Genomic DNA, 22,085 nt, shown 5'->3' on the forward strand with positions numbered 1-22,085 from the left:
CGCGCAATCTACGCCAAACATAAAACATTTTTAAAGCTATTCATTACGTGAAATTTAGGGGTGATCATTGACACCTAATAATGACTGTAACGTATTTGATGCACGCACTTCGGTGCTTTCTGGATAGCCAACTTCAACCAAATACAACCCTGTTGCTGGCGCCGTTTCTGCTGCCTTTGTTCTATCTTTTATTTTCATAAGCGCTTGCATCCAATCAGGATTGTAAAGTCCCATTCCGATTTTTAGCATACTACCTGTGATATTTCTCACCATATGATGCAAAAAGGCATTCCCTTGAATATCAAAAACAACAAACTGACCATAACGTTTAAAATAAGCATGATGTATATTTCTCATCGCCGTATGAGACTGGCACTGAGACGAGCGAAATGTTGTAAAATCCTGCTCACCAATCAAATAGCGACAAGCCTCATTCATTCTCTCAAGGTCAAGCTTTTCTTTTATCCATGTAGCATTTTTAAGAAATACCGCACTACTAACTGGGTTATTGTAAATGAGATATTGATAGCGCCTATGTGTGGCACTAAAGCGTGCACTGAAATTTTCATCAACATGATAAAGCTTAGAAACCTTGATATCCTTAGGCAAAAGCGAATTCACCCCAATCAGCCAAGCTTTATCTTCCCGCTTAACATGAGTGCAAAAATGCACAACTTGCGCTAAGGCGTGCACCCCTGTATCTGTGCGTCCAGCGCAAATTATCTCTATAGATTCATCTGCAATTTGAGATAGGGCTTTTTCTAATGATGCTTGAACAGAAGGACTATGAGACTGCCTTTGCCAACCGCAGTAGTTCTCTCCGTGATATTCTAATACCAGCGCGTAATAGTTCATTGGTGACTCTAAATAAAATTTAGGACTATTATACCAATCATAAAGTATTTTGCAGTCACTCTAACATAGAATATTTATTGGATTAATATGGTTTTTTCAGCATTTTCTCCACTTCACCAATATGCGTCTCTTCCTCAACGATAAGTTCACGCGCATACTCTTCTAATATAACTGACTTTCCTTCTGTCAGACTTAAAAGCTTTCTATATAACTCAAGTGCTGAAAATTCATGCTCAAGACTTTCTTTTAAAATTTCATCAATATTATGTCGATGTGTTTCAGTTAATTTAGCAATCTCTAAAGAAGGGTGTTGCTCAAAGTGCGTAATCATCTCACCTGCTCTTGTTGCATGTGTTAAGCTTTCTTGCGCCTGATCACGCATCCAGCTGACAATAGGAATACGGCCGTGCCCTACAATCATCAATGAATAATGCGTATAGCGTACAACGCCAGCCATTTCAAGCTCTAAAATCTGGTTAAGAGTTGCAAAAACTTCATCTTTATTAGCAAGTTCCAATTTCATCAGTGTCTCCAAGAGGTTTATATAAAATCACAAAGATGGTGCATGATTTTAGCTATAGTTGCAAGTGATAGCACATGATTTAAGTTATTTTCAGATTAAATGAAAATCATTCTCTTTTTGTCGCTCTTTTTATCTTTTAGGCTTTACATTTTGCATCACTCAGAGCAAAGTTCACTGTAATCGGTAACAATAATAGCTAAGCATTTTTAAGAACAATAAAAAAGGCCGCATCAGCGACCTTTAAAAGCATTATCTAGGTTATTTTTGCTTATTCAGCTTCAACAACAACCTTGATTTCAGCATCTACATCTGTATGCAGATGCACAGAAAGCGTAAACTCACCAATGGTGCGAATAATACCCTCTGGCATGCGCACATGGCGTTTTTCAACAGCAACACCCTTTTGTGCAGCAACCACTTCAGCAACTTCTTTGGTTCCAACAGAACCAAATAGCTTACCACCATCTCCAGCTGCAGCTTTAATGACAAAAACTTGCCCTTCAACTTTCTCAGCATTGGCTTTTGCTTCTGCTAAACGCGCTGCTTCAACTTTTTGAAGCTCAGCTTTTTGCTGATCAAATGCTGCAATATTTGCTTCAGTTGCTTGCACTGCCTTACCATAAGGAACAAGATAGTTTCTTGCATAACCTGGCTTAACATTAACAACATCACCTAGCGCTCCTAGGTTCTCAACTTTTTCTTTTAAAATAACTTGCATAATAAAGACCCTTTATCAAATTAGTTAAAGTGACGATCACAATAAGGGATCAATGCCAAAAATCTTGCGCGCTTAACAGCAGTGGCAAGTTGGCGTTGGTACTTCACAGATGTACCTGTAATTCTGCTTGGTACAATCTTACCTGTTTCAGTAATATAACCCTTTAATGTGTTTAAATCTTTATAATCGATCTCTTTTACACCATCAACGGTAAAACGGCATACTTTACGACGACGATTTGGACGCATAATTTATCTCCTCAATCCTAAGCTTCTGTTGTTTCTTTTTCATCTTTTTTGTCATCTTTAGCGACCATAACAGATGGCTCAGTAATAGCTTCATCTGTATTGATAACTAAACGACGTAAGATAGCATCGTTATATCTGAAAGATTCATTTAATGCATCTAGCGCTTCTGTGTCGCACTCGATGTTCATTAAGATATAATGTGCTTTATGTAGCTTAGCGATCGGGTAAGCCAATTGGCGACGACCCCAATCTTCCAAACGATGGATTTTACCGCCATCTTTTTCAATAATTTCGCGGTATTTTTCTAGCATATTTGGCAACTGATCGCTTTGATCAGGATGTACCATAAATACAACTTCATAATGTCTCATAGTATTTCTACTCCTTATGGTTTATCGTTAACACTCGATAAGCTGTAATCACTCTTACAGCAAAGAGCTGGCGTATTTTCGCAAAAAAAACATCAAAAGACAATTAAAATCTTTATCCATCTACTTTTTTGTGGATATTTTGAAATTGCTCTTCTAGGCTTAAGTTAGCTTATTTGTTTCCACAAGAAGAGATAATAAGGAGTCGCCCATGAATACTGATGTAACGAAAAAACCCTTTCCCGTATCCATTTTAATCTGCATCCTTATTGGTATTGTGCTCGTTATTATGAGCATGGTACTTATTCATGGTGCCTTTTTTTGGTTTGAAGTGAACTTCAACCTCTATGAATTAGGGGAATCACTAATCCTTGCCATGCTTGGCTGCGTGAGCCTTTTAATTGGTGTAATCTTTATTATTGTTGGCTCTATTATTTATAAATTGGATCACAAACGATCTTGAGTAAAGAGAAGTGTAACTTTACTCCTTCCCGTAGACATTATTCTCCTGCTCCTGAACACGAATAAAAGTTGTTCTTTTCGTCAATTCTTTTAAATGCTTAGCACCCACATAGGTACATGCTGATCTCACACCACCTAATATATCTTGCACGGTGTTATCAACCTTTCCTTTATAGGGTAAGTGAACCGTTTTGCCTTCTGCTGCGCGATAGGCTGCCACAGAGCCTGCGTACTTATCCATAGCACTTTTTGATGACATGCCATAGAATTTGACATACTTCTTACCCTCTTTTTCGATAACCTCACCGCCACTTTCACTGTGCCCAGCAAGCATACCGCCTAACATCACAAAATCAGCGCCCCCGCCAAATGCTTTTGCAACATCACCTGCACAAGTACAGCCACCATCACCAATGATGCGGCCACCTAGTCCATGTGCAGCATCTGCGCACTCAATAATAGCCGAAAGCTGTGGATAGCCAACACCGGTTTTTACGCGCGTTGTACACACTGACCCTGGGCCAATCCCCACTTTCACAATATCGCTACCGGCAAGAACAAGCTCTTCAACCATATCTCCTGTAACCACATTGCCGGCACTTATTGTCATCTCAGGAAATCGCGCTCTGACACTTGCCACAAAATCAACTAAATGCTCAGAGTAACCATTGGCAATATCAATACAGATAAATTGAAGATCAGGCGAAAGCCCCACAATGTCTGTTAACTTATCAAAATCTTTCTTCGAGGTGCCTGTCGAAATCATCATATGCTGCAAGGTTAATTTATCTGCCTGAGATAAAAAAACCTCCCAATCTTTAACAGAGTAATGTTTGTGAATAGCGGTCAACACTTTATGCTTTGCCAAAGCCTCCGCCATAGCAAAACTTGCCACTGAATCCATATTTGCAGCAACAATCGGCACACCTTCCCAAGCTTTTTTACTGTGTTTAAACGTAAAATTTCTCTCAAGAGATACCTGAGAGCGTGATTTAAGCGTTGATCGCTTTGGGCGAATTAATACATCCTGAAACCCAAGTTTGATATCCTGTTCTATGCGCATAGCGTGCCTTTAGAGTTTGTTTAAATCATGCAACATTATATCGAGTTTAACTACTTAAATCACCCACAAGAATCACTGCAAAATGATTAATGATGGTATATAATAATTTATTCATAACCCTCTTAGGCTTTGATATATGCCCTATAACCTGACTTATAAGCACGTACAGATTTTTCTACAGATCGTTGAAACACATAACATAACTGCCGCTGCTAATGCACTTTATCTCACACAGCCTGCCGTAACCAAACAGATTAAATCTCTAGAGTCTGAAGTAGGGAAAAAGCTTTTTTATTTCGACGGTAAAACAACACAACTGACTGTCGATGGCGAAAAGTTTCTCCCCTATGCGCGTGATATTCAGCGCTCTTTTAATCATCTTATTGAGCATTTATCTGATCAAAATGAAGATTACAAATTAAACCTTGTTGTCTCACCTATTTTTGATGAGCGCATTATTCAGATACTGACACAGCTTAAGCGCTGCTACCCCAAACTAAACTACAATATTAACTTCACTATTACCGATTACACTGACATTTATGAAAGAAATAATGGTCATTTGATCATTGCTTCTCATCCAGTGAAAGAAAAGCGCTATTTATGTGAAAAAGTTGGAGAAATCAGCTGCATACTCGTTGCCTCATCTGAGAATGAGAGCATCATTAATAACCCTACGCTAGAGAATATATTAAAACAAAATTTTATCACGCCCAGCACGACTTCAATTTTACATGATTTTTCACTCAAAAAATTACCCAAAGGCGCATCGATCTGTACATTTTCCAGCGCCCAAGCAGCCAAAAAAGCAATTATCGCTAATTTAGGTATTGGGTGGCTGCCAAGTTTTATGGTTGAAAAGGAGCTTTCAGAGGGTCTTCTTGTCTCTGCACGAGAGCTTTATCTCAAAAACATTAACCGTGAAAACGAGCCTAAAAGTATCATTATTGAGGGACTGTCTACGTATCTTGCGTATCATCAAGACCGCCCCATTAACAAAGTAATGCAAGCCTGCATTCAGGCACTTAGAGAAGTTGCCAACAATGATAACATCACTTAACCTACCAAAATATTCAGCATCCTTCTAAGCGGTTCAGCTGCTCCCCATAAAAGCTGATCTCCCACAGTAAATAGCTGAATATGACGGTTTGAAGTATTACTTCTTTTCAACCTACCAACAGCGATATTCAAGCTTCCTGAGACTGACTGCGGAGTCAAGTTATGCCATGTGGCTTCTGGATCATTTTCAATATATTGAACCCAAGGATTTGCTGTTTTAATCAAGTTTTCAACTTCGCTTAGAGGGATATCTTCATTTAGCTGAATGGTTAATGCCTGACTGTGCGCACGAAGCGCAGGCACACGAACACAAATCCCATCAACAGCGATAGTTCCCCCTCCATCAAGATTTAAGACTTTATTTAGTTCAGCCTGAGCCTTCCACTCCTCCTTTGATTGGCCATTATCAAGCTTAGCATCAATCCAAGGCAATACATTATATGCTAAAGCAGCTGGCAAGGAAGATTGTGGAAAGGTATCTAAATGTGTACTTGCACGCATTTCTTTCTCAACGGACAACATATCGCTTTTATCTGTAGATTTAGAATACATAAACTCACTTTGCGCTAAAAGCTCACTCATAGCCTTGGCACCTGCTCCAGAGACAGCTTGATAGCTCATAGTGCTAATCCAGTCGATAACTTTTGCTGACAAAAGCCCATCGAGTGCCAGCATTAATAAACTGACAGTACAATTCCCACCAACAAAATACTTCACACCTTCTTGTATCGCTTGATCAATATGCTCTCGATTAATAGGATCTAAAACAATCAAAGCATTTTCTTTCATTCTAAGATGTGATGCCGCATCAATCCAATACCCAGTGAAATTCACTCGCTCCAACTCTGGTAATACCCTTTGGGTATACTCGCTTCCTTGCGTGCTAATGATAATATCCATTTGACTTAACCTATTAATATCATAAGCATCTTGTAAGGTATCCATTGCATGTATTGCATAATTTGGTGCCTGAAGCCCTGCTTGAGAAGTACTAAAAAAAACAGCCTCTATTGCATCGAAATCATCATTTTCTTTCATACGCTCCATTAACACAGAACCCACCATTCCACGCCAACCGACAAATCCCACTTTTTTCATTTATATTTCAATTCACTACAAAATCATCCACCATCTAGCTAGCATCTTAAAGTTACTACTGACTGTCAATATGATTTACGGGAATTTTTTATTTGCGCCAAATAAAATCAAAGCCTACGGCAGAGCGCCTAAAGGTTGTATCATTAAAATTTAGCCAACGATAATATTCAAGTGCATCAGGAAGATTGGCACTATTTTGTACTGCCTTTTTCTCATTTGCCTTAAGTGTTAAGTAAATAGCTAGCGAGCTATCTTCTATATCCTTTTCATTGCTCAGTAACAGGGATACGCCATAAGAAGGATAGCCTTGATCTCTCTGAGATAAGTAGGCTTGATAATACTCTGGTAACAGCTCATCAAACATGCAAACCAAAACTTTTGAGTTAGGGTACAACTTTAAGTAGTTCATCGCCTCTAACATTGCCATCATAAAAGTGCTTTCACCAGCAGCAATAGAGGTTATATTATGCTTGGCGCCTTTAATAATAGAAAAAAGCCCAGATGCTGTGTTATGCACTGATTGTGAAAAACGCATCGGCGAGAGAATATCTTTTTCCGCCAATGAAGCCAATAAACCCACTGTTGCCGTGATTTCACCATGGCGCGAAGCAAAAACAGCATAATTGATATCCTCCTTTTGAGCGCTAACCTCTAAAGCTGCCTGCAAAGCAATTTTGCTTGCAGGAGTGACTCTACGCTTCGTTGCCTTTGGAATATGATCATCTACAATAAGCCCCTCTTTCTTAAGCTCTGGAGAGAGAGTTGTAAAAAATTGCTGCCAATCTTGTCGACCTGCCAACCCAGACGCCAAGGCATAGCTTTTTTTCACATATGCCTTTAACTCTATCACTTCGCTCATGGCTTATAATTATATTAATATGCAATAATGTCTAATAATAACGCTTTACCCATAAAAAGCCTAGTGTCACCGCAATCATAGAGACCACAACACTTAAAATAATATAACTTAATGCTTTAAGCCAAAATCCTTTTTCAAATAACATTAAGGCATCAAGACTAAAGCTTGAAAATGTGGTAAAGCCACCTAAAAAGCCAGTAATAAGCAAGTTCCTCAAATGCAAACTTATAATATGATCAAATAATTTTGTTTTTTGGAAATACGCCGCCAAAATTCCTATCAGCAAGCAACCTAAAATATTAATTAATAAAATACCATAGGGAAAGGCCTTCCCCATTAATTTTGTAATCCAAAAAGCCAGTGAAAAACGTGCTATTGAGCCAAATGCCCCGCCAACACCTACCAGTAAAATAGTGACCATCTTTATTCTCCTATTGTTTAACGCCTATATGTAACCACAACTCTATGTACTTTCAGTTGCAGGCGTCATCAATCTTTATAAAAGATGGTTTGATTTTTCATTGCTGTCAAATCAGGAAGAACACCATTTCCCTTTTCGGCATTATACCATAGTCATTATCGCCTAGATATTGACTAAATTCATTTTTTCATCTTTTTTTATAGTAGTTGCAGTGATTTTATTAGTGATATCGGAATATTTATGATATAAAATCGCCCTGACGTAAATAAAATGATTGGAGAGTGTAGTTATGTTAACAGAAAAAGAACTACTCAAAATGCCTGAAGATGATTATATGAATGATGAACAGCTTGCATTTTTTAAAGCTCTATTATTACAGCACAAAGATGAATTAACGATCGCAATTGAAGATGCGAAAAAAAGCCTTGCCGAGTCAGAGCGAAATACAGATCTAAATGATGTTGCTACCTCTCAGGAAATGCAACAACTGTATCTTAGAACGGTAGATAGACAAAGCAAACTTTTAAGAAAAGTTAACGGCTCACTTCGTTTAATTGATAGTGGGGATTATGGTTACTGTGAAGTGACAGGTGATCCAATTGGCGTTCAACGCCTGTTAGCAAGACCAACAGCGACACTATCGGTTCAAGCTAAAGAAATACAAGAGCATCAAGAGAAGACACAAGGCGCCATCAAAGCTGACTAGCGCTTTCTTTTAATCTAAAATTTAGTCAAAAAAGACTAACTTTCTCACAAAAGTTAACATCTCTCTCAAGAAGTCATCATAAAAAGCCAAGCATTTGCATCGCAAAGCTGGTCCTTTCATTTTTGCTGATCCCATTACACAACCAGAAATACTTCTTCATTAAGAAGTACTCTGGTTGCTTTTTATTATTTTTAGCGACTTACATTAACCTATCAGCTGCTTCATTTAAGTCTTTCACAGCGTCGATAGAGACTTGAAGCTGCGCTCTTTCTTTTTCAGTAATCTCTACTTCTAAAGGCTCAACACCATTTGCAGTGATCTTAGTTGGAACACCAACAAATAAATCTTCATCAAGCCCATAAGTGCCTTTTTTCACTTTTGTTGCACATGGCAAGACCATACCTTTATCAAATAAATAGCTCTCAGCCATTTGAATGCCTGATGTCGCCGGGGCATAGTAAGCTGACCCTGTTTTTAAAAGGCCAACAATTTCGCCACCACCTTTACGTGTACGATCAACAATTTCCTCTAAACGTGCTTGTGAAATCTTACCTTCTTCAACCAATTTATTCAGACTCACTCCAGCAATGTTACTCATCCCAGTTAGCGGCACCATTGTGTCACCATGACCACCCATCACATAGGCCTGAACTTGCTCTAAAGAAACACCAAACTCCCAAGCAAGGAAGGTTCTAAAACGAGAAGAGTCTAATACTCCTGCCATTCCAACAATCTTATTATCTGCAATACCAGAATAGTGCTGCAACATTCTTACCATAATATCAAGCGGATTGGTGATACAAATAACAAATGCATTTGGACAGTTATTTTTAATACCCTCACCTACTGCTTTCATGACTTTAGCATTAATACCCAATAGATCATCACGGCTCATGCCCGGCTTTCTTGGCACACCTGCCGTTACAATAACAACATCCGCATCTTTTATATCTTTATAATTATTACTCCCTGTAACAGAAGCATCCACCCCTTCAACAGGACAACTTTGCGCTAAATCAAGGGCTTTGCCTTGAGGAATTCCCTCTGCAATATCAAAAAGAACAACATCACCTAGGTTCTTTAAAAGCGCCAAATGAGCCAGTGTTCCACCAATGTTTCCAGCACCAATAAGTGCAATTTTTTTACGTGCCATAAGACAAGCTTCTCCGTTATCAATTTATGTGTTAAAACGCAATCACAACTATACTCGCTAGGTTCAAATTGTCAAACCCATGCAGCAAGCAATACATCTATAACTACATATTCATTTTCCAACTTGATAATATTACTATAATAAACGCAGCCAAAAGCACCCAGATAATATTGACATGAAGCCCTAAAAACTGAATATGCGCTGGGATAATTGTATAGATAAAAGTGAATGTGATAATCAGCATAAGAAGCATCAGAACCAACGTGTATAAAAGCACCATCAACCACTTTTTTAACTTAAAAAACAGCGCCACTATAGCCACACTGACAAAGATATAAACGATCACAGCACTTAGCACTGACATTACCACAAAATTCTGACTCAAGTCATTTGAAAGACAACATAACAAAGCAATAAACAAAGGAATGATCAGCGAGATTAACTTTGTTTTTAATCTTGAAGCTGAGCAAGATTTCATGATGCGATAGCTTTTATCTAATAGGATAATCTGTTGGGAATATCCTATGGTTAACCCATTGAAACTTGCCAATAGTCCAAAAAGACCAAAAATCAAAATAAGCTTCGCTATCACTGGATAGTGTAGAGAATCAAGAAGCGCTGGTAACGGGTCATTTGCTAATATCACCGCTTCTTGTTGCGCAAAATACACAAACAAAGAGACTGTAGCTAAAGCTAAAAATGCAAGAATTATCACACCAAACGTAATACCAATAAACCCATTTCTTTTAGGGTTTTTCATTGCATGGATAAGGATAATACCGCCTTCAATCCCTAAAAATAGCCAAATCGCAAAGGAAATAGCATAGCTTACCCCAGAAAAGGTAACTTGATCATCAAACAGCTGATTACTTATACTTGGAAGAGATAGCGCATGACTGCCAATGGCGAAATAAAAAATAATAACACCAAAAATTGCAATCACTGTCGCAATGGCTTCATACTTAGCAATATGGCTTAAAGAACCTATATTGGCAATAAAGACAATGGCAAATCCAATCAATACAGCATATGAATAACCAACTTCTGGAATAAGCTCATGCAAATAAACTGCAAAAGAAATAGCAATTGCTGGGGTTGCAAGCCAATACTCAAATACACATGCCCAACCGCATAAATACCCAAATCTTCTTCCAAGAACGACAGCAACCAGATCAGGAAGCGACTTATCTTTATCAGCATAATGATTGACTAAGTAAGCACAGCCAAACATAAAAAAACCATAGAATATAACTAAAATCACTACTGCAACAAGATATGAAAGTTTACTTGCCTGCTCAAAACCGCCATTCCAGCCAAAATACTGCCCTGAAATCACCATTCCAACCATGACAAAAAGAAACTTCAGGGTACTAATTTGACGATTACTCGATTCCATTTTCTAGCGGGATGTGATCACCTTGCAATCCAGTATACATAGCTTTAGCTTCTTTTAAATAGAAATCTCACAAGAAGCTTATCTATTTAGCGCACTCTGTTTTGAGAAGTCGTATTTATTTTAACCATCCACAGCAATACTGCACTCACAATAAGTGGAATTAATAAGACTAAAAATGACAATGAAAATACATTTGGGTTATGTATTGTTTTAATATCTCCACCATTAATCCAATGACTCGCAATATCAACCAAATACTGAAACAATGCTCCTGAAAGTCCAATAGTCATATTAACCGCCGCAAGCACCGTTCCATGAATATTTTTTGGGAAAATTTGATCTACCACAGCAAATGCCAACAGCATGCTGGAGACAAAAAATCCCAAGAAAAAATACAGAAGGTATAACCCCGTCAATGAAATATAGTGAGGGGTCAGTACGATCAGTGCAAAAATGCAGATGGTCAGGATATTTGCAATCACCATCCATCTTTTGTGACTACCAAGCATCCTTGCAATAACACCATGCAAAGGCCCACCAACGGCAATCCCAATAAAAATCATTGAGCTCACACCTGCTGCTGCATAAGCATCCAAATGATAAACATGCTGCAAGAAAATAACATCATACAATTCAGAGAAAGCATTGACCACCGTCCCAACCATGATGCCGGCATAAACAGCAATAAGCCAAAGATTTATCGATTTAAATGCAGCCAAATCTCGCCAGTGAAAGCTTCGAGTGACTTTATTTTCTTTAAGATAGGACTTGGGTCTGACTAAGATGAAAATCACAAACGAAAAAGCAATACCAATATAGCCAATTAACCACATCGCACCCTTCCACCCCATATCATGAATCAATGCTGTCAGCAAAATTTGGCCAAAAATACCGCCCAATACACCGATTGTGTTAGTAAGTCCAACTGCAATGGGAAAGACAGACTTTGGCAGTGATTCAGAGGCAACCTTTAATGCCCCCAAAAAGGCAAAAGCTGAACCAATAGCAATCAAAATACGCCCAATCAACATGGTGACAAGTGAGCTGTCGATAATAAAGGCGATAATACCCAAGCTCATTACCATGCAAGCAATAGATAAACACCATCTTGGTCCATATTTATCCAATAAGATGCCTGCTGGAATCTGAGAAAGCGCATAAACAGGGAAATAGATAGCCATAACCCCTACAATATCACCAACACCCACACCCATCGAATTTGCAATAGGCGTTAATAACACACTTGGTGAGGTATGTTGAAAGTAATCAAGCGCATAAAAAAGCGCTGCAACCAACCAGATACCCCAACCTACTACTATTGTTCTTAAACGCACATCTCCCCCTTGTATAACTTCTCTAATACCAATCCAGATTTAATCATCATAGATCATTTTGCAATTGTATAAGCGTACAATAAACACAAACACACTGTCACTTTGAAAAAACTGATCGTTTTAATAAGTATTACTTAAACAATTGGTATTTGAATTAAATATGACTCCTTTCAAGCAATGTCCTTTAGCGTATATACCAATCACTCGAGAAATGGATCTTCTAGCACTTTATCTGTTTGCGTTTCACGAAAAGTTTTAATCGCCTCATTAAACTCTGTGTATTGATTTGCTAACATGCTGCAAGCAAAAAGTGCCGCATTAACCGCACCCGCTCGACCAATGGCAAAAGTGGCAACAGGCACACCTGCTGGCATCTGAACAATCGATAATAGAGAATCTTGACCCGATAGCGCCCTTGACTGAACTGGCACACCCAAAACAGGAATATGCGTTTTTGCTGCTAACATTCCCGGTAAATGTGCCGCACCGCCTGCCCCCGCGATAATCGCGTGTAATCCTTTTGATTCTGCTGTTTCAGCATATTCAAATAACAGATCTGGAGTTCGATGTGCCGACACCACTTGCACTTCATAAGGAACCCCTAGCGCCTTTAATGTCTCCGTTGCATGCTTCATTGTCTCCCAGTCAGACTTAGAACCCATAACAACACCAATAATTGCGGATGTTTCCATTTATATGACTACCTTAACTTTGTAATGAATTTATTTATTTCAGATGCGAGCCATTCATAGACAAATAAAAAGCTCTCACTGTCTTTATTGGAAAATTTAACCTCGGCTTTGTGGATTTCCTCTGGTATATCGTGAGCACCACATAAATCAACAAGCTGAATTTCACAACCTATTGTATCAACAACAGCGTCTTTATCTTGCCAGAATTGCTCCATTCCTGAAGTCTGAAGCTCTATTTTATAGCGAACATCCTTGGGTGATTTTTCTATCATTCTTTCCAGTAGAACCATTTGACTGTGAACATAACCTTTGGTCACATCTCTTTTTAGCTTTATCTGATACAGGCCGGATGTCAAGTAGCGCTTTAAAATATCACTTGCATAGGCTTTTTCTCTTGAAGCAGTAAATATCTCAATACTTTGATCTATCTCTTCAGCCAACTTATCTAAAAGTGCTTTTTCCTTTCTACTGTGCAATTTCACCTCTAAGTAAGGATAGGCTGCACGATAGCCCAACGCTTCATTATATTTCTTTGCAATAGGCTCGATTCTTTTGGCAATATGCGCCTCTGATGCACCAAGCAAATTCCAATGATAAATATGTTTTCTCTCTGCCCCTAGGCTTTGTAACATCGGCTCGATATCCCGGTACATACCAAAGCATTCACTCGGCGGCCCAGGCAGCATAAATATATGTTTATTATCTATATGCAAATAACAGCCATCTGCTGTTCCTAAAGCATTCTCAATGACTTTAGCCCCTTTGGGGAAATAGGCTTGCTTTTTATTGATCTCCGGCACTTGAGAGAACCTTTTAGATACTCGCGCATAAATTCTCTCCCATGAAGGGGCATAAAACTCAAGCGGACAGTTTGTTACATTTGCAATTGACTCTGCTGTTTTGTCATCTTCTGTTGGCCCAAGACCGCCAACTGTAATCACAATATCTGAACGTTCGAGCAAAAACAAAAGCGCCTCTTCAATATTCTTATGTTGATCATCAGCTGTTAAATGAATTGCCGTTTGAAATCCCATTTCATACAAATTCGCCGCAAGTTTTGGCGTATTTGTATTGATAATATCACCCGTTGTAATTTCATCTCCAGTGGCAAGAAAGCTAACAACCAAGTTATTATGATTCGCTGGTTTTTCTATCAAGCATCTTTGCTTAACATCATCAATGAAAATACTATCCACATTCATATCGATCAAACCCATCACGTCATTATCTGAAAGAATATGATCACCATATACAAGTACATGGGAAAATTGCGCTTTTAACCATGTCACACGCGCTTTGGTCAAATGTGTATTATTAATCGCAATTGCAATGCACCTACATCGCTGATATAAAGCTTTTATCTCTTTAACCACATCATCTGTCACTTTCTCCCAATTATCAACATGGACCAGAAGGTGTGTTGCAATCTCGCGTTGAGAGCAAGCAAGCACTTCCATGACAAATGGTGAAAAGCTAGAGAGTAATATTCTATCTTTCAATACCTTATACTCATCGAGCATTGACAGTAGTGCATGCACAAGTGACTCTTGATACTCGGCAGTTGCATTTTTAGCGACTTTAATCTCTATATTGGTATGTATATCAGGGTTTTCACACATCCATTTTAAATATTCACTTAGCTTTGGTATGTGAAAAACCCCCTCTTTGGCAAATTCTTCTTTTAATATCTTAAGCGTTTGTATTTCATCCCAATTAAGCTCGGTTATTTCTCGATCTAACGATGTTAACCTTTTGGCATTATCATCATGAAAAATAAAAAGCACACCATCTTTTGACAGCTGCACATCAAGCTCAATCCAATTGACATGATTCAACTTTGCGGCTTTAAATGCTGCCATGGTATTTTCAGGAAAAATTCTATTTGCCCCGCGATGAGCAATCAATTGTGGAAGCTTCATTTATCTACCTCGATTTAATCAAATCCACTAATATTCCAGAGAGTTCTCCCTAGATTTAAACAACTTCTTTGACATTATCTAAAATAGGAAAACCAAGTGATTCTCTTGTTGTATAATATGCCTCAGCAATGCCTTTTGACAAAGCTCTGACTCTCAAAATATATCGCTGGCGCTCAGTGACTGAGATTGCATGTCTGGCATCTAAAAGGTTAAAAACATGAGATGCTTTTAACATCATCTCATACGCAGGCAGCGCTAAAGCCTTATCTAAAAGGCGCTTTGACTCTTTTTCACAAAAATCAAATTCAGCAAAAAGATGTTCAATATCCGCCTCTTCAAAGTTATATTTTGACATCTCAACTTCATTTTGATGAAAAACATCGCGATAATAAATAGGGCCGACTGCCGTATTACTCCACAGTAAATCATACATACTATCAACATTTTGCAAATACATTGCAAGCCTTTCCAGTCCATAGGTAATCTCTCCTGTAACAGGCTTACACTCAAGACCGCCTACCTGTTGAAAGTAAGTAAATTGCGTGACTTCCATGCCATTTGCCCAGACTTCCCAGCCAAGTCCCCAAGCACCAAGTGTTGGAGACTCCCAGTTATCTTCAACAAAGCGAATATCATGCTCTAAAGGATCAATTCCCAATGCTCGTAATGAGCCTAAATACAGCTCTTGAAGATTATCCGGCGAAGGTTTCATGACAACTTGAAACTGGTAATAATGTTGTGTTCGATTTGGGTTTTCACCGTAACGACCATCTGTTGGTCGTCTTGAGGGCTGAACATAAGCAGCATTCCAAGGCTCAGGTCCAATCGCTCTTAGAAAAGTCGCAGGATGAAATGTACCGGCACCTACTTCCATATCAAATGGCTGCACAATCGCACAACCTTTATCTGCCCAGTACTTTTGCAAGGTAAAAATAATCTCTTGAAAGGTTAACATACCAATCTCTAGTTTGCTTTAAAATCCTTGGGAAAGTATATACCACTCATAATGTATTTTACAGTGATAATTTTGCTGCACTTAAAGTTAAAAACGGATGAAAAACTTAGCCGTTGCCACTACGCCCACATAAGATAGTTCAACCCCAATATTATGATATGCATAATCAATATAAAGCTCAGGGAAAGGCAGTGCTGGCAGATACCTTGCGATATCAGCCATCCTTTGGTCATACCCAGTGATAATACCAATACGGTACCCTGCTGAAAATTTTGAATTTGGCGTGAAACTATGTGTGTATAGATCCCGTTGCACCCCAACCACAAACGCACGATCACTAAATGAGTTTAGAAGTGTGCCAAAGAAAATGCTGTTGTACAACCCGCCGACAAGATTATTAGAGGCTCGATCATCCTTTCTACTTTCAGGGTTAAAATGCCAAGTAAACATGCCCAGAAATACCGCATTTTCCGGCGCTGTTCCTTTCAGAAAGTTCCAAAAACCTTGATTATCTGCATTGTCCTTTGCTTTATCATTTGTTTTATCATTTGAGCTTGTACTGTCTTTATCCTTTGACGCTGATTGCTCTGTTTGTGTACTTGTTACAGCCGCAGCATCATCAGGACCAATAGCACTTGAACTGTCGACAGATGAAGCTGCCACTAAACTCTGAGAAGCGAGCATCGCTAATAAAAAAACAACTATATAACCATACTTCTTACGCATAATATTCAAAAACACCCAATATCTTTTCTCAAAACGCTAACCCAATCCACTCCCAGATTAAATAGCGCTCAATCATCGCAAAAATACGGTATAAGGTCAAATATTTTTTAAATCGAATTGTAAGTGTTTGGTTAAATATAACAAGCAAAGGTTAACTCATTTACTCTAGGATTATTCCAAGTAATAATCTGGCTAATATTAAAGGCTTTTTCAAGCTTAGGAAGTGCTTCTTTTAAGTACTCCCAAGCTTTTTCTTTCTCAATGAAACTTGCATCTTCATCATCAATAATAGCCGCATTTTTAATACTTGAAGCAATCGTTCCTTTGCGAATTTTCACCCCGTTGATTACCAGAGCATCAGGGCCATTTGGAAATAACTCCTCTGGCGTAATACTTCTATTCACACTTTTATCCATTGTCTACTTCCCACTTTTTCATTTGTTACTTTTTTATCTTATATGCGCTAACGCTTCATCTGTTTTCTCACCTTGCAAAATTCGAGTTCTTTCATCACACCCAATTAACAATCCATTTTTAAATGAGAAAAATGCATGCACTTCTGCCAAGATCTCACTTCCATCATTTTTAAGCGCGCTCACTTGATGCAATGAAGCCACCATATCTCCCTCTTCAACCAAATATTTAAACTCAAAACGAACAGATTTAACAAGTTCCCTTTGCTTTTTAACATGCTCCAAAAAGCCCGCAAAGTTTAATGTATGCCCATCAACATACTGCTGATATGATTTATCAACACAGTCATGAATAAGCTTATCTACATCTGTTTCTGGCAAATACGCACTTTCAAATAAATATTTCAACTTTTCCTTTAACATTGACTTACACCTCTTATAGTTCATTGAACAAACCTTATAATTAACAGTGTAGCGCATGAAAAATTAGCTGATTATATAAATTAAGACGAATATTTGTTTAATTAAGACATTGGGTATTAGAAGATAGTCTGATTGATTAATAAGCGAGTATAGAAATTATGACAGCGGGAAAATCGCCTTTAGCATATACTCCGCAAGCATTTTATGTGCTTTAGTGGTTGGATGAACATAATCCCAGAATAAATGCGTAACTGGATCGTGATCAATATGAATATCTGTTTGCACAATGCCTTTTTCATCCACGCCACCAAAACTTTTCACACAAGCCTCAGTCACATTTTCAAAGCCAAAACCCTCAGGCGAATCCATTACATCTAAAAAGAGTCTGTGTGCATCAAATAGATTAACTCTGACATTTGGATATTTAAAACGCAAAGCAATTAAAGCTTTATCTAACTTCTTATTCTCTTTATCAACTTGGGATTTAATGTATTTTTTTAGCACTTTTACAACAGGTGATGGAAATGGTGTTACCTCATAGGCTGGGACTTTCGTTACATCAGGCACATTCCATACCAGTAAATTTTTCGCCCCCAACTTTATCACTCTATCAACAAGCGCCGCTAAATCGTTAGCAACTCGGTACGCACCCGGAAGATTAAAATAAGGCCACTCATTATGTAAAGTAAATAGGAAGTTGTTTCCACCTCCATTAATCATAACAAGATCTTCAGCCTGAAAGCGCGCCTCATCTGCCACAAATTGATCCACTTGATCAAAAACACTAAGCGCATGTCCAGTCAATAGTGATTTTGGGTTTTTACCACTTGTATACGCACCACCAATAGCATAGTTACTTAATAGCACCTTATTATTCGTAGCTTGCTTCTGTTCAAGCATTACAGTAAGGTACTCACTTGCCACCTTACCGTCACTAAAGCGCCCTTTATCATATGGCTCACCTGGAATCTCAAGCGTCTTGATCAGATTACCATTATCCTGAAGGCTATCTCCAAACACAACAATACGGCTAATATTCATCTATTTATCCTCCATTTCAAAAAAGTTCACCATCCACTGACCCACTACACTACCATGATCACGTATACGAAGGCTATCAATTGCCGAGCCAAATTGTTGATTTAACAGGTTTTTACGCTCTGTCAATAACAGATGATTATGTGCACGCAACATTTCAGGGTGTGCTTGCATTCCCCATATTTGATTATTTACCACAAACATCTGCACAGGACAGTATTGATTCGTTGCAACCAGCTCTGCCTGTTCAGGCAAATGTTTCACTTGATCCTGATGATAAAAGGTCAAACTAACATGATTATAAAATGGCTGCATCCAAGGCTTCTGTGAGAGCATATGAATAGAGTGCACACCAACTCCCCAACCAGTATCAGCTCTTTCCACCTTACCTCCTAATGCTTGCGCCAAAATTTGATGACCAAAGCAAATACCAATAATCCGTTTTCCCATTGCAAAAAGATGTTGAATTTGCTCTTCTAAACGTACAATCCATGGTGTTTTTTCAAAACAAGTGGCTTTTGAACCAGTAATAATAAACCCATCATAGCTGTCAAAGTTATCAGGATAAATTCCCTTTGTGACATCAAAAACTTCCAAATCAACAATTGCAGATACTTTTAAGAATAAATTTGCAAACATGTTGGGGTAATTTCCCCCTGAGATTTTATGACGATACTCTGGAATATGATCTGCTTGGAAAATTGCCAATTTCATAGGTTATCGCCATTATTCGTCTAAAAGCAATGATTTTAACTGTTTAAACGCCTCGTCAGAGAAAGAAAATGTATAACGATGCCCCGCATGCTCATTTGCTGCTTTTAAACACAGCTCACCCTTGTCTAATAATGAAACACTTTCAATTTTGATTGCTTCAAGCTTCTGATCTTCAGCGAGCTCTTTTTTATGCCAATTATCTTTTGCTCGCTTGATTGCCTGCCTGTAAGCACCTTGAACACGATTTGTACGCACTTTCCTAATAAACTCATTTGCCACCTGCGGCAATTCATCTTCAAGTTTTTTAAGCTCGTATAAGGTTCTGACATCATCAACAAAGCCATCCTTTGACAGCGCACGAATAACACTTGAAGCTTTTGCCAATTTCAAGCGCATTGAAATCCAACTTGGATCACGTCCAAGTGACTTTGCAACATGTGCCTTTGGCACCTTCTTATGACTCACCAGCTCCACAAGTGCATCTGCTTCTTCAAAAGGGGAAACCTTTTCACGTTGCTCATTTTCAAGAAGCTGCAAAATCAAAATATCACTATCTGCTTCCTCACGCAAAATGCATGGAATAACATGAAGTCCTGCTTGTTTGGCCGCTCTAAAGCGCCGCTCGCCAGCAATAATATGATAAAACCCATCTTCTTTTTTCGGTGTGACAATGATTGGCTGAATAATACCGTTCTCTTCAATACTTTTTGCCAGAGCATCAATATTTCTAAAGGTTTTTCTTGGCTGGTTTGGGTCTGGTAATAACTCAGTTAAAATAATATCTTTAAGCAAGTTGGCACGCTCAGCTTCTTGATTAATTTCCTGAAGTTGGAGTGCTAACAATTCATCTTTTTTATCACTCGTTGTATCTACTTTCTGATTTAAATCCGAGATACGCTTTCGATTTGAAAGTGAAATTTTACTCATACACTTGCCTTCTCAAAAAGTGCCACGATTTCTTTGGATAGCTTTCTCACCTGTATATGCACATAGCTTTCAGGCGCGTATTCACCTATATATTGTCCTGTTGCCTCTGCTTCAACAAACTTCACACTCTGTGGAATATAAGTGCTAAATGCTTGACCTTCTTCTTCCAGCACATTTAAAAGACTACGAGACATATTGGAGTTCTTAAGGACACGATTAGCAAGAAGCTTATAGGGACGATCTGCGGTGAGTGCTAAATCTTTCGCTTCCAAAAGCCCTGAAAGATCCATTCCACTTGGTGCTGCTGGAATAACCACCAGATCAGATAAAAGCGCAGCTTTAAGTGCCGCTGTTTGAAAATTAGGTGGCGTATCAATAATCACAAAATCAGCTTTTTCCCTGACACCAGATAACGCCTCACGTGCATTTTTCTCATCAACCTGAATCACCGAGTCAGCAAACTCTTCACTTTTTGCTGCCCACGACCAAGCATCCGGTTTGTCTTTATCCATATCCACGACAAGAACATGAAATCCCAGTTCACGAAGACCGCCTGCAATATTCATCGCCGTGGTCGTTTTACCAGAGCCGCCTTTTTGCTGTAGTAATGCAATAATATTTGCTTTTTTCATTGATTAACTTAGTCACAAATTTTTTATACTCATAGAACATTATACACAAACCAAAACAAAATAAAGCCCATGTGATCGCATTTCAAAGCTCTTTTTATCTTGCTTTTGACTCTTGGAACAAAAATCAATCAACGAAGGCGTTTCAGCTTTTCTGAAATCTTAATCTCTAATCCTTGATTATTTGGTTTATAGTACCCACCTAACACGCCATCTGGCAAATACTGCTGTTTAACATACGCATTTGGATAATCATGTGGGTATTTATATTGTGCTCTCACCTGAGCGCTCCCTGCCACCTCAATGTTTCTTAAATGATAAGGTACCTCTATTTGCGTTTGCGCCTTAAGATCCTTAAAAACAGATTTATATGCCAAATAAGAGGCATTTGATTTTGGGGCAACTGCCAAATAAATTGCAGCTTGAATTAAAGGTAAACGCCCCTCTGGTAAACCCAGACGCTCGTAGGACTGCCAAGCATCCAAAGCAATTGTGAGTGCCTTGGGATCAGCATTACCAATATCTTCCGATGCAATACAAAGCATTCTTCTTGCGATAACAAAGGGGTCAGCTCCACTTTCAATCATATTCGCAAGCCAAAAAACTGCAGCATCAGGGTCTGACCCTCGTACTGATTTATGAAATGCTGAGAGTTGATCATAAAAATAATCCCCGCCTTTATCCATCTTATGCGCATACTCACCTGCTACAGACTTTAGAAGATCAACTGTAAAGTGATATTTCTTTTCTTTTGGATCAGAAATAATAAACATAGACTCAATCAGATTTAACACGCGACGAGAATCCCCATCACTGATGTGATAAAGATGCTCGATGACTTCACTGTCCATCGAAATCTGATGCTCTTTTAAAATTTCATCTGTAATGAGTGCATGCTGCACCAGTGATTTGATATCATCTAAAGACAATGCATTGAGCCGCAAAACTGTCATTCGTGACAACAATGCATTATTAATTGCAAAAAAAGGATTCTCTGTAGTTGCGCCAATTAAAACAAGTGTACCATTTTCAACATGTGGCAAGAGTGCATCTTGCTGTGCTTTGTTAAAACGATGTATCTCATCTAGAAAAAGCACCGTTCCTTTTTCACTTTCAAGTGCTTTGTTAACGGCTAATTTGATATCTTTAACCCCAGATTGTACAGCAGAAAGCTCTATAAACTGCCAGTTTAAACTGCCTGCTAATAACTTTGCCAAAGTCGTTTTCCCCACGCCCGGATTGCCGACAAAAATCATAGACACAAGTTGGTTTTTGGCAAGCATTCTTAACAGTATTTTTCCCTCGCCAACAAGATGGGACTGGCCAACATATTCACTTAGTTTTTTTGGTCTTACTCGATAAGCAAGCGGTTGCATAATCATATTT

General features: G+C 38.6%; 26 protein-coding genes and 1 riboswitch. Of the genes, 3 read left to right on the forward strand and 23 right to left on the reverse strand.

Going from position 1 to position 22,085, the window contains the following annotated elements; all coding sequences use genetic code 11:
• Positions 1-54 precede the first annotated feature (54 nt).
• The 5 genes from truA to rpsF form a co-directional block, all read right to left on the reverse strand.
• Positions 55-855: a tRNA pseudouridine(38-40) synthase TruA gene (truA, locus tag A37Q_RS0102130; protein ID WP_018298618.1), complete on the reverse strand. Its 801-nt coding sequence runs from the start codon at positions 853-855 to the stop codon at positions 55-57.
• A gap of 82 nt (positions 856-937) precedes the next feature.
• Positions 938-1,378, reverse strand: coding sequence for a ferritin-like domain-containing protein (locus A37Q_RS0102135; protein ID WP_018298619.1), 441 nt, complete (start codon positions 1,376-1,378; stop codon positions 938-940).
• Positions 1,379-1,646: 268 nt separating this feature from the next.
• Complete coding sequence (rplI, locus tag A37Q_RS0102140) at positions 1,647-2,096, reverse strand: 50S ribosomal protein L9 (RefSeq protein WP_018298620.1); 450 nt, start codon at positions 2,094-2,096, stop codon at positions 1,647-1,649.
• Positions 2,097-2,116: 20 nt separating this feature from the next.
• Positions 2,117-2,344 (reverse strand): 30S ribosomal protein S18, encoded by a 228-nt coding sequence (gene rpsR / locus A37Q_RS0102145; protein WP_018298621.1) that lies wholly within the window; start codon positions 2,342-2,344, stop codon positions 2,117-2,119.
• Between the two features lie 17 nt (positions 2,345-2,361).
• Complete coding sequence (gene rpsF, locus A37Q_RS0102150) at positions 2,362-2,715, reverse strand: 30S ribosomal protein S6 (protein ID WP_018298622.1); 354 nt, start codon at positions 2,713-2,715, stop codon at positions 2,362-2,364.
• Positions 2,716-2,923: 208 nt separating this feature from the next.
• Here rpsF and A37Q_RS0102155 point away from each other — a divergent pair, with 208 nt between their 5' ends.
• Positions 2,924-3,175, forward strand: coding sequence for a hypothetical protein (locus A37Q_RS0102155; RefSeq protein WP_018298623.1), 252 nt, complete (start codon positions 2,924-2,926; stop codon positions 3,173-3,175).
• An 18-nt stretch (positions 3,176-3,193) separates the two neighbouring features.
• On the opposite strand, the gene A37Q_RS0102160 is transcribed toward A37Q_RS0102155, so the two are convergent.
• Complete coding sequence (locus A37Q_RS0102160; protein WP_018298624.1) at positions 3,194-4,237, reverse strand: GMP reductase; 1,044 nt, start codon at positions 4,235-4,237, stop codon at positions 3,194-3,196.
• Between the two features lie 136 nt (positions 4,238-4,373).
• On the opposite strand from A37Q_RS0102160, the gene A37Q_RS0102165 reads away from it, so the two are divergent.
• Positions 4,374-5,297 carry a LysR family transcriptional regulator gene (locus A37Q_RS0102165; RefSeq protein WP_018298625.1) on the forward strand — a complete coding sequence of 308 codons (924 nt, stop codon included), beginning with the start codon at positions 4,374-4,376 and terminating at the stop codon, positions 5,295-5,297.
• On the opposite strand, the gene asd is transcribed toward A37Q_RS0102165, so the two are convergent.
• The 3 genes from asd to crcB form a co-directional block, all read right to left on the reverse strand.
• Positions 5,294-6,394: an aspartate-semialdehyde dehydrogenase gene (asd, locus tag A37Q_RS0102170; RefSeq protein ID WP_018298626.1), complete on the reverse strand. Its 1,101-nt coding sequence runs from the start codon at positions 6,392-6,394 to the stop codon at positions 5,294-5,296. The two genes, A37Q_RS0102165 and asd, sit on opposite strands and share 4 nt — an antisense overlap.
• 88 nt (positions 6,395-6,482) lie before the next feature.
• Complete coding sequence (locus A37Q_RS14405; protein WP_083906959.1) at positions 6,483-7,253, reverse strand: beta-ketoacyl synthase chain length factor; 771 nt, start codon at positions 7,251-7,253, stop codon at positions 6,483-6,485.
• Positions 7,254-7,284: 31 nt separating this feature from the next.
• Complete coding sequence (gene crcB / locus A37Q_RS0102180; protein WP_018298628.1) at positions 7,285-7,674, reverse strand: fluoride efflux transporter CrcB; 390 nt, start codon at positions 7,672-7,674, stop codon at positions 7,285-7,287.
• A gap of 52 nt (positions 7,675-7,726) precedes the next feature.
• Positions 7,727-7,814: riboswitch (Fluoride riboswitch) on the reverse strand.
• A gap of 149 nt (positions 7,815-7,963) precedes the next feature.
• Between crcB and A37Q_RS0102185 the strand changes: the two genes are divergently transcribed.
• Entirely contained in the window at positions 7,964-8,380 is a 417-nt protein-coding gene (locus A37Q_RS0102185) for a TraR/DksA family transcriptional regulator (RefSeq protein ID WP_018298629.1), read from the forward strand.
• Positions 8,381-8,579: 199 nt separating this feature from the next.
• On the opposite strand, the gene mdh is transcribed toward A37Q_RS0102185, so the two are convergent.
• The 14 genes from mdh to A37Q_RS0102260 form a co-directional block, all read right to left on the reverse strand.
• Entirely contained in the window at positions 8,580-9,533 is a 954-nt protein-coding gene (gene mdh, locus A37Q_RS0102190; RefSeq protein WP_018298630.1) for a malate dehydrogenase, read from the reverse strand.
• Between the two features lie 103 nt (positions 9,534-9,636).
• Positions 9,637-10,929: an amino acid permease gene (locus A37Q_RS0102195; RefSeq protein ID WP_018298631.1), complete on the reverse strand. Its 1,293-nt coding sequence runs from the start codon at positions 10,927-10,929 to the stop codon at positions 9,637-9,639.
• A gap of 86 nt (positions 10,930-11,015) precedes the next feature.
• On the reverse strand, positions 11,016-12,263 hold the full coding sequence (locus tag A37Q_RS0102200) for an MFS transporter (RefSeq protein WP_018298632.1): 1,248 nt from the start codon (positions 12,261-12,263) through the stop codon (positions 11,016-11,018).
• Between the two features lie 200 nt (positions 12,264-12,463).
• Positions 12,464-12,955 (reverse strand): 5-(carboxyamino)imidazole ribonucleotide mutase, encoded by a 492-nt coding sequence (purE, locus tag A37Q_RS0102205; protein WP_018298633.1) that lies wholly within the window; start codon positions 12,953-12,955, stop codon positions 12,464-12,466.
• An 8-nt stretch (positions 12,956-12,963) separates the two neighbouring features.
• A complete protein-coding gene (locus A37Q_RS0102210) occupies positions 12,964-14,874 on the reverse strand; it encodes a glycerophosphodiester phosphodiesterase family protein (RefSeq protein WP_018298634.1) in 1,911 nt (636 codons plus the stop codon).
• A 55-nt stretch (positions 14,875-14,929) separates the two neighbouring features.
• A complete protein-coding gene (gene glyQ / locus A37Q_RS0102215; protein WP_018298635.1) occupies positions 14,930-15,829 on the reverse strand; it encodes a glycine--tRNA ligase subunit alpha in 900 nt (299 codons plus the stop codon).
• Positions 15,830-15,916: 87 nt separating this feature from the next.
• On the reverse strand, positions 15,917-16,555 hold the full coding sequence (locus A37Q_RS0102220) for a hypothetical protein (protein ID WP_018298636.1): 639 nt from the start codon (positions 16,553-16,555) through the stop codon (positions 15,917-15,919).
• Between the two features lie 131 nt (positions 16,556-16,686).
• Positions 16,687-16,971, reverse strand: coding sequence for a hypothetical protein (locus A37Q_RS0102230; RefSeq protein ID WP_018298638.1), 285 nt, complete (start codon positions 16,969-16,971; stop codon positions 16,687-16,689).
• A 33-nt stretch (positions 16,972-17,004) separates the two neighbouring features.
• A complete protein-coding gene (locus A37Q_RS16470; RefSeq protein ID WP_018298639.1) occupies positions 17,005-17,391 on the reverse strand; it encodes a nuclear transport factor 2 family protein in 387 nt (128 codons plus the stop codon).
• Between the two features lie 156 nt (positions 17,392-17,547).
• A complete protein-coding gene (locus tag A37Q_RS0102240) occupies positions 17,548-18,432 on the reverse strand; it encodes an SGNH/GDSL hydrolase family protein (RefSeq protein ID WP_018298640.1) in 885 nt (294 codons plus the stop codon).
• Positions 18,433-19,143 (reverse strand): glutamine amidotransferase-related protein, encoded by a 711-nt coding sequence (locus A37Q_RS0102245; protein WP_018298641.1) that lies wholly within the window; start codon positions 19,141-19,143, stop codon positions 18,433-18,435. It lies immediately after the preceding gene.
• A gap of 12 nt (positions 19,144-19,155) precedes the next feature.
• A complete protein-coding gene (locus A37Q_RS0102250; RefSeq protein WP_018298642.1) occupies positions 19,156-20,070 on the reverse strand; it encodes a ParB/RepB/Spo0J family partition protein in 915 nt (304 codons plus the stop codon).
• Positions 20,067-20,702: a ParA family protein gene (locus tag A37Q_RS0102255; protein WP_018298643.1), complete on the reverse strand. Its 636-nt coding sequence runs from the start codon at positions 20,700-20,702 to the stop codon at positions 20,067-20,069. Before A37Q_RS0102255 ends, A37Q_RS0102250 begins: the two co-directional genes overlap by 4 nt.
• Positions 20,703-20,830: 128 nt before the next feature.
• Positions 20,831-22,081, reverse strand: a complete 1,251-nt coding sequence (locus A37Q_RS0102260; RefSeq protein WP_018298644.1) for a replication-associated recombination protein A — start codon at positions 22,079-22,081, stop codon at positions 20,831-20,833.
• Between the last annotated feature and the right edge of the window lie 4 nt (positions 22,082-22,085).

Origin of the sequence: Fangia hongkongensis FSC776 = DSM 21703 (genome assembly GCF_000379445.1) — a bacterium.
GTDB classification, from domain to species: Bacteria; Pseudomonadota; Gammaproteobacteria; order Francisellales; family Francisellaceae; genus Fangia; species Fangia hongkongensis.

Excerpts from the sequence above, each read along its gene's own strand:
- A37Q_RS0102135 (WP_018298619.1), bottom strand. The coding sequence starts at position 1,378 with ATGAAATTGGAACTTGCTAATAAAGATGAAGTTTTTGCAACTCTTAAC.
- A37Q_RS0102240 (WP_018298640.1), bottom strand. The coding sequence starts at position 18,432 with ATGAATATTAGCCGTATTGTTGTGTTTGGAGATAGCCTTCAGGATAAT.
- A37Q_RS16470 (WP_018298639.1), bottom strand. The coding sequence starts at position 17,391 with ATGTTAAAGGAAAAGTTGAAATATTTATTTGAAAGTGCGTATTTGCCA.
- A37Q_RS0102245 (WP_018298641.1), bottom strand. The coding sequence starts at position 19,143 with ATGAAATTGGCAATTTTCCAAGCAGATCATATTCCAGAGTATCGTCAT.
- A37Q_RS0102185 (WP_018298629.1), top strand. The coding sequence starts at position 7,964 with ATGTTAACAGAAAAAGAACTACTCAAAATGCCTGAAGATGATTATATG.
- A37Q_RS0102165 (WP_018298625.1), top strand. The coding sequence starts at position 4,374 with ATGCCCTATAACCTGACTTATAAGCACGTACAGATTTTTCTACAGATC.
- crcB (WP_018298628.1), bottom strand. The coding sequence starts at position 7,674 with ATGGTCACTATTTTACTGGTAGGTGTTGGCGGGGCATTTGGCTCAATA.
- asd (WP_018298626.1), bottom strand. The coding sequence starts at position 6,394 with ATGAAAAAAGTGGGATTTGTCGGTTGGCGTGGAATGGTGGGTTCTGTG.
- A37Q_RS0102220 (WP_018298636.1), bottom strand. The coding sequence starts at position 16,555 with ATGCGTAAGAAGTATGGTTATATAGTTGTTTTTTTATTAGCGATGCTC.
- A37Q_RS0102195 (WP_018298631.1), bottom strand. The coding sequence starts at position 10,929 with ATGGAATCGAGTAATCGTCAAATTAGTACCCTGAAGTTTCTTTTTGTC.
- A37Q_RS0102210 (WP_018298634.1), bottom strand. The coding sequence starts at position 14,874 with ATGAAGCTTCCACAATTGATTGCTCATCGCGGGGCAAATAGAATTTTT.
- mdh (WP_018298630.1), bottom strand. The coding sequence starts at position 9,533 with ATGGCACGTAAAAAAATTGCACTTATTGGTGCTGGAAACATTGGTGGA.
- glyQ (WP_018298635.1), bottom strand. The coding sequence starts at position 15,829 with ATGTTAACCTTTCAAGAGATTATTTTTACCTTGCAAAAGTACTGGGCA.
- A37Q_RS0102160 (WP_018298624.1), bottom strand. The coding sequence starts at position 4,237 with ATGCGCATAGAACAGGATATCAAACTTGGGTTTCAGGATGTATTAATT.
- A37Q_RS0102250 (WP_018298642.1), bottom strand. The coding sequence starts at position 20,070 with ATGAGTAAAATTTCACTTTCAAATCGAAAGCGTATCTCGGATTTAAAT.
- purE (WP_018298633.1), bottom strand. The coding sequence starts at position 12,955 with ATGGAAACATCCGCAATTATTGGTGTTGTTATGGGTTCTAAGTCTGAC.
- A37Q_RS0102255 (WP_018298643.1), bottom strand. The coding sequence starts at position 20,702 with ATGAAAAAAGCAAATATTATTGCATTACTACAGCAAAAAGGCGGCTCT.
- A37Q_RS0102260 (WP_018298644.1), bottom strand. The coding sequence starts at position 22,081 with ATGATTATGCAACCGCTTGCTTATCGAGTAAGACCAAAAAAACTAAGT.
- rpsF (WP_018298622.1), bottom strand. The coding sequence starts at position 2,715 with ATGAGACATTATGAAGTTGTATTTATGGTACATCCTGATCAAAGCGAT.
- rpsR (WP_018298621.1), bottom strand. The coding sequence starts at position 2,344 with ATGCGTCCAAATCGTCGTCGTAAAGTATGCCGTTTTACCGTTGATGGT.
- A37Q_RS14405 (WP_083906959.1), bottom strand. The coding sequence starts at position 7,253 with ATGAGCGAAGTGATAGAGTTAAAGGCATATGTGAAAAAAAGCTATGCC.
- rplI (WP_018298620.1), bottom strand. The coding sequence starts at position 2,096 with ATGCAAGTTATTTTAAAAGAAAAAGTTGAGAACCTAGGAGCGCTAGGT.
- truA (WP_018298618.1), bottom strand. The coding sequence starts at position 855 with ATGAACTATTACGCGCTGGTATTAGAATATCACGGAGAGAACTACTGC.
- A37Q_RS0102155 (WP_018298623.1), top strand. The coding sequence starts at position 2,924 with ATGAATACTGATGTAACGAAAAAACCCTTTCCCGTATCCATTTTAATC.
- A37Q_RS0102230 (WP_018298638.1), bottom strand. The coding sequence starts at position 16,971 with ATGGATAAAAGTGTGAATAGAAGTATTACGCCAGAGGAGTTATTTCCA.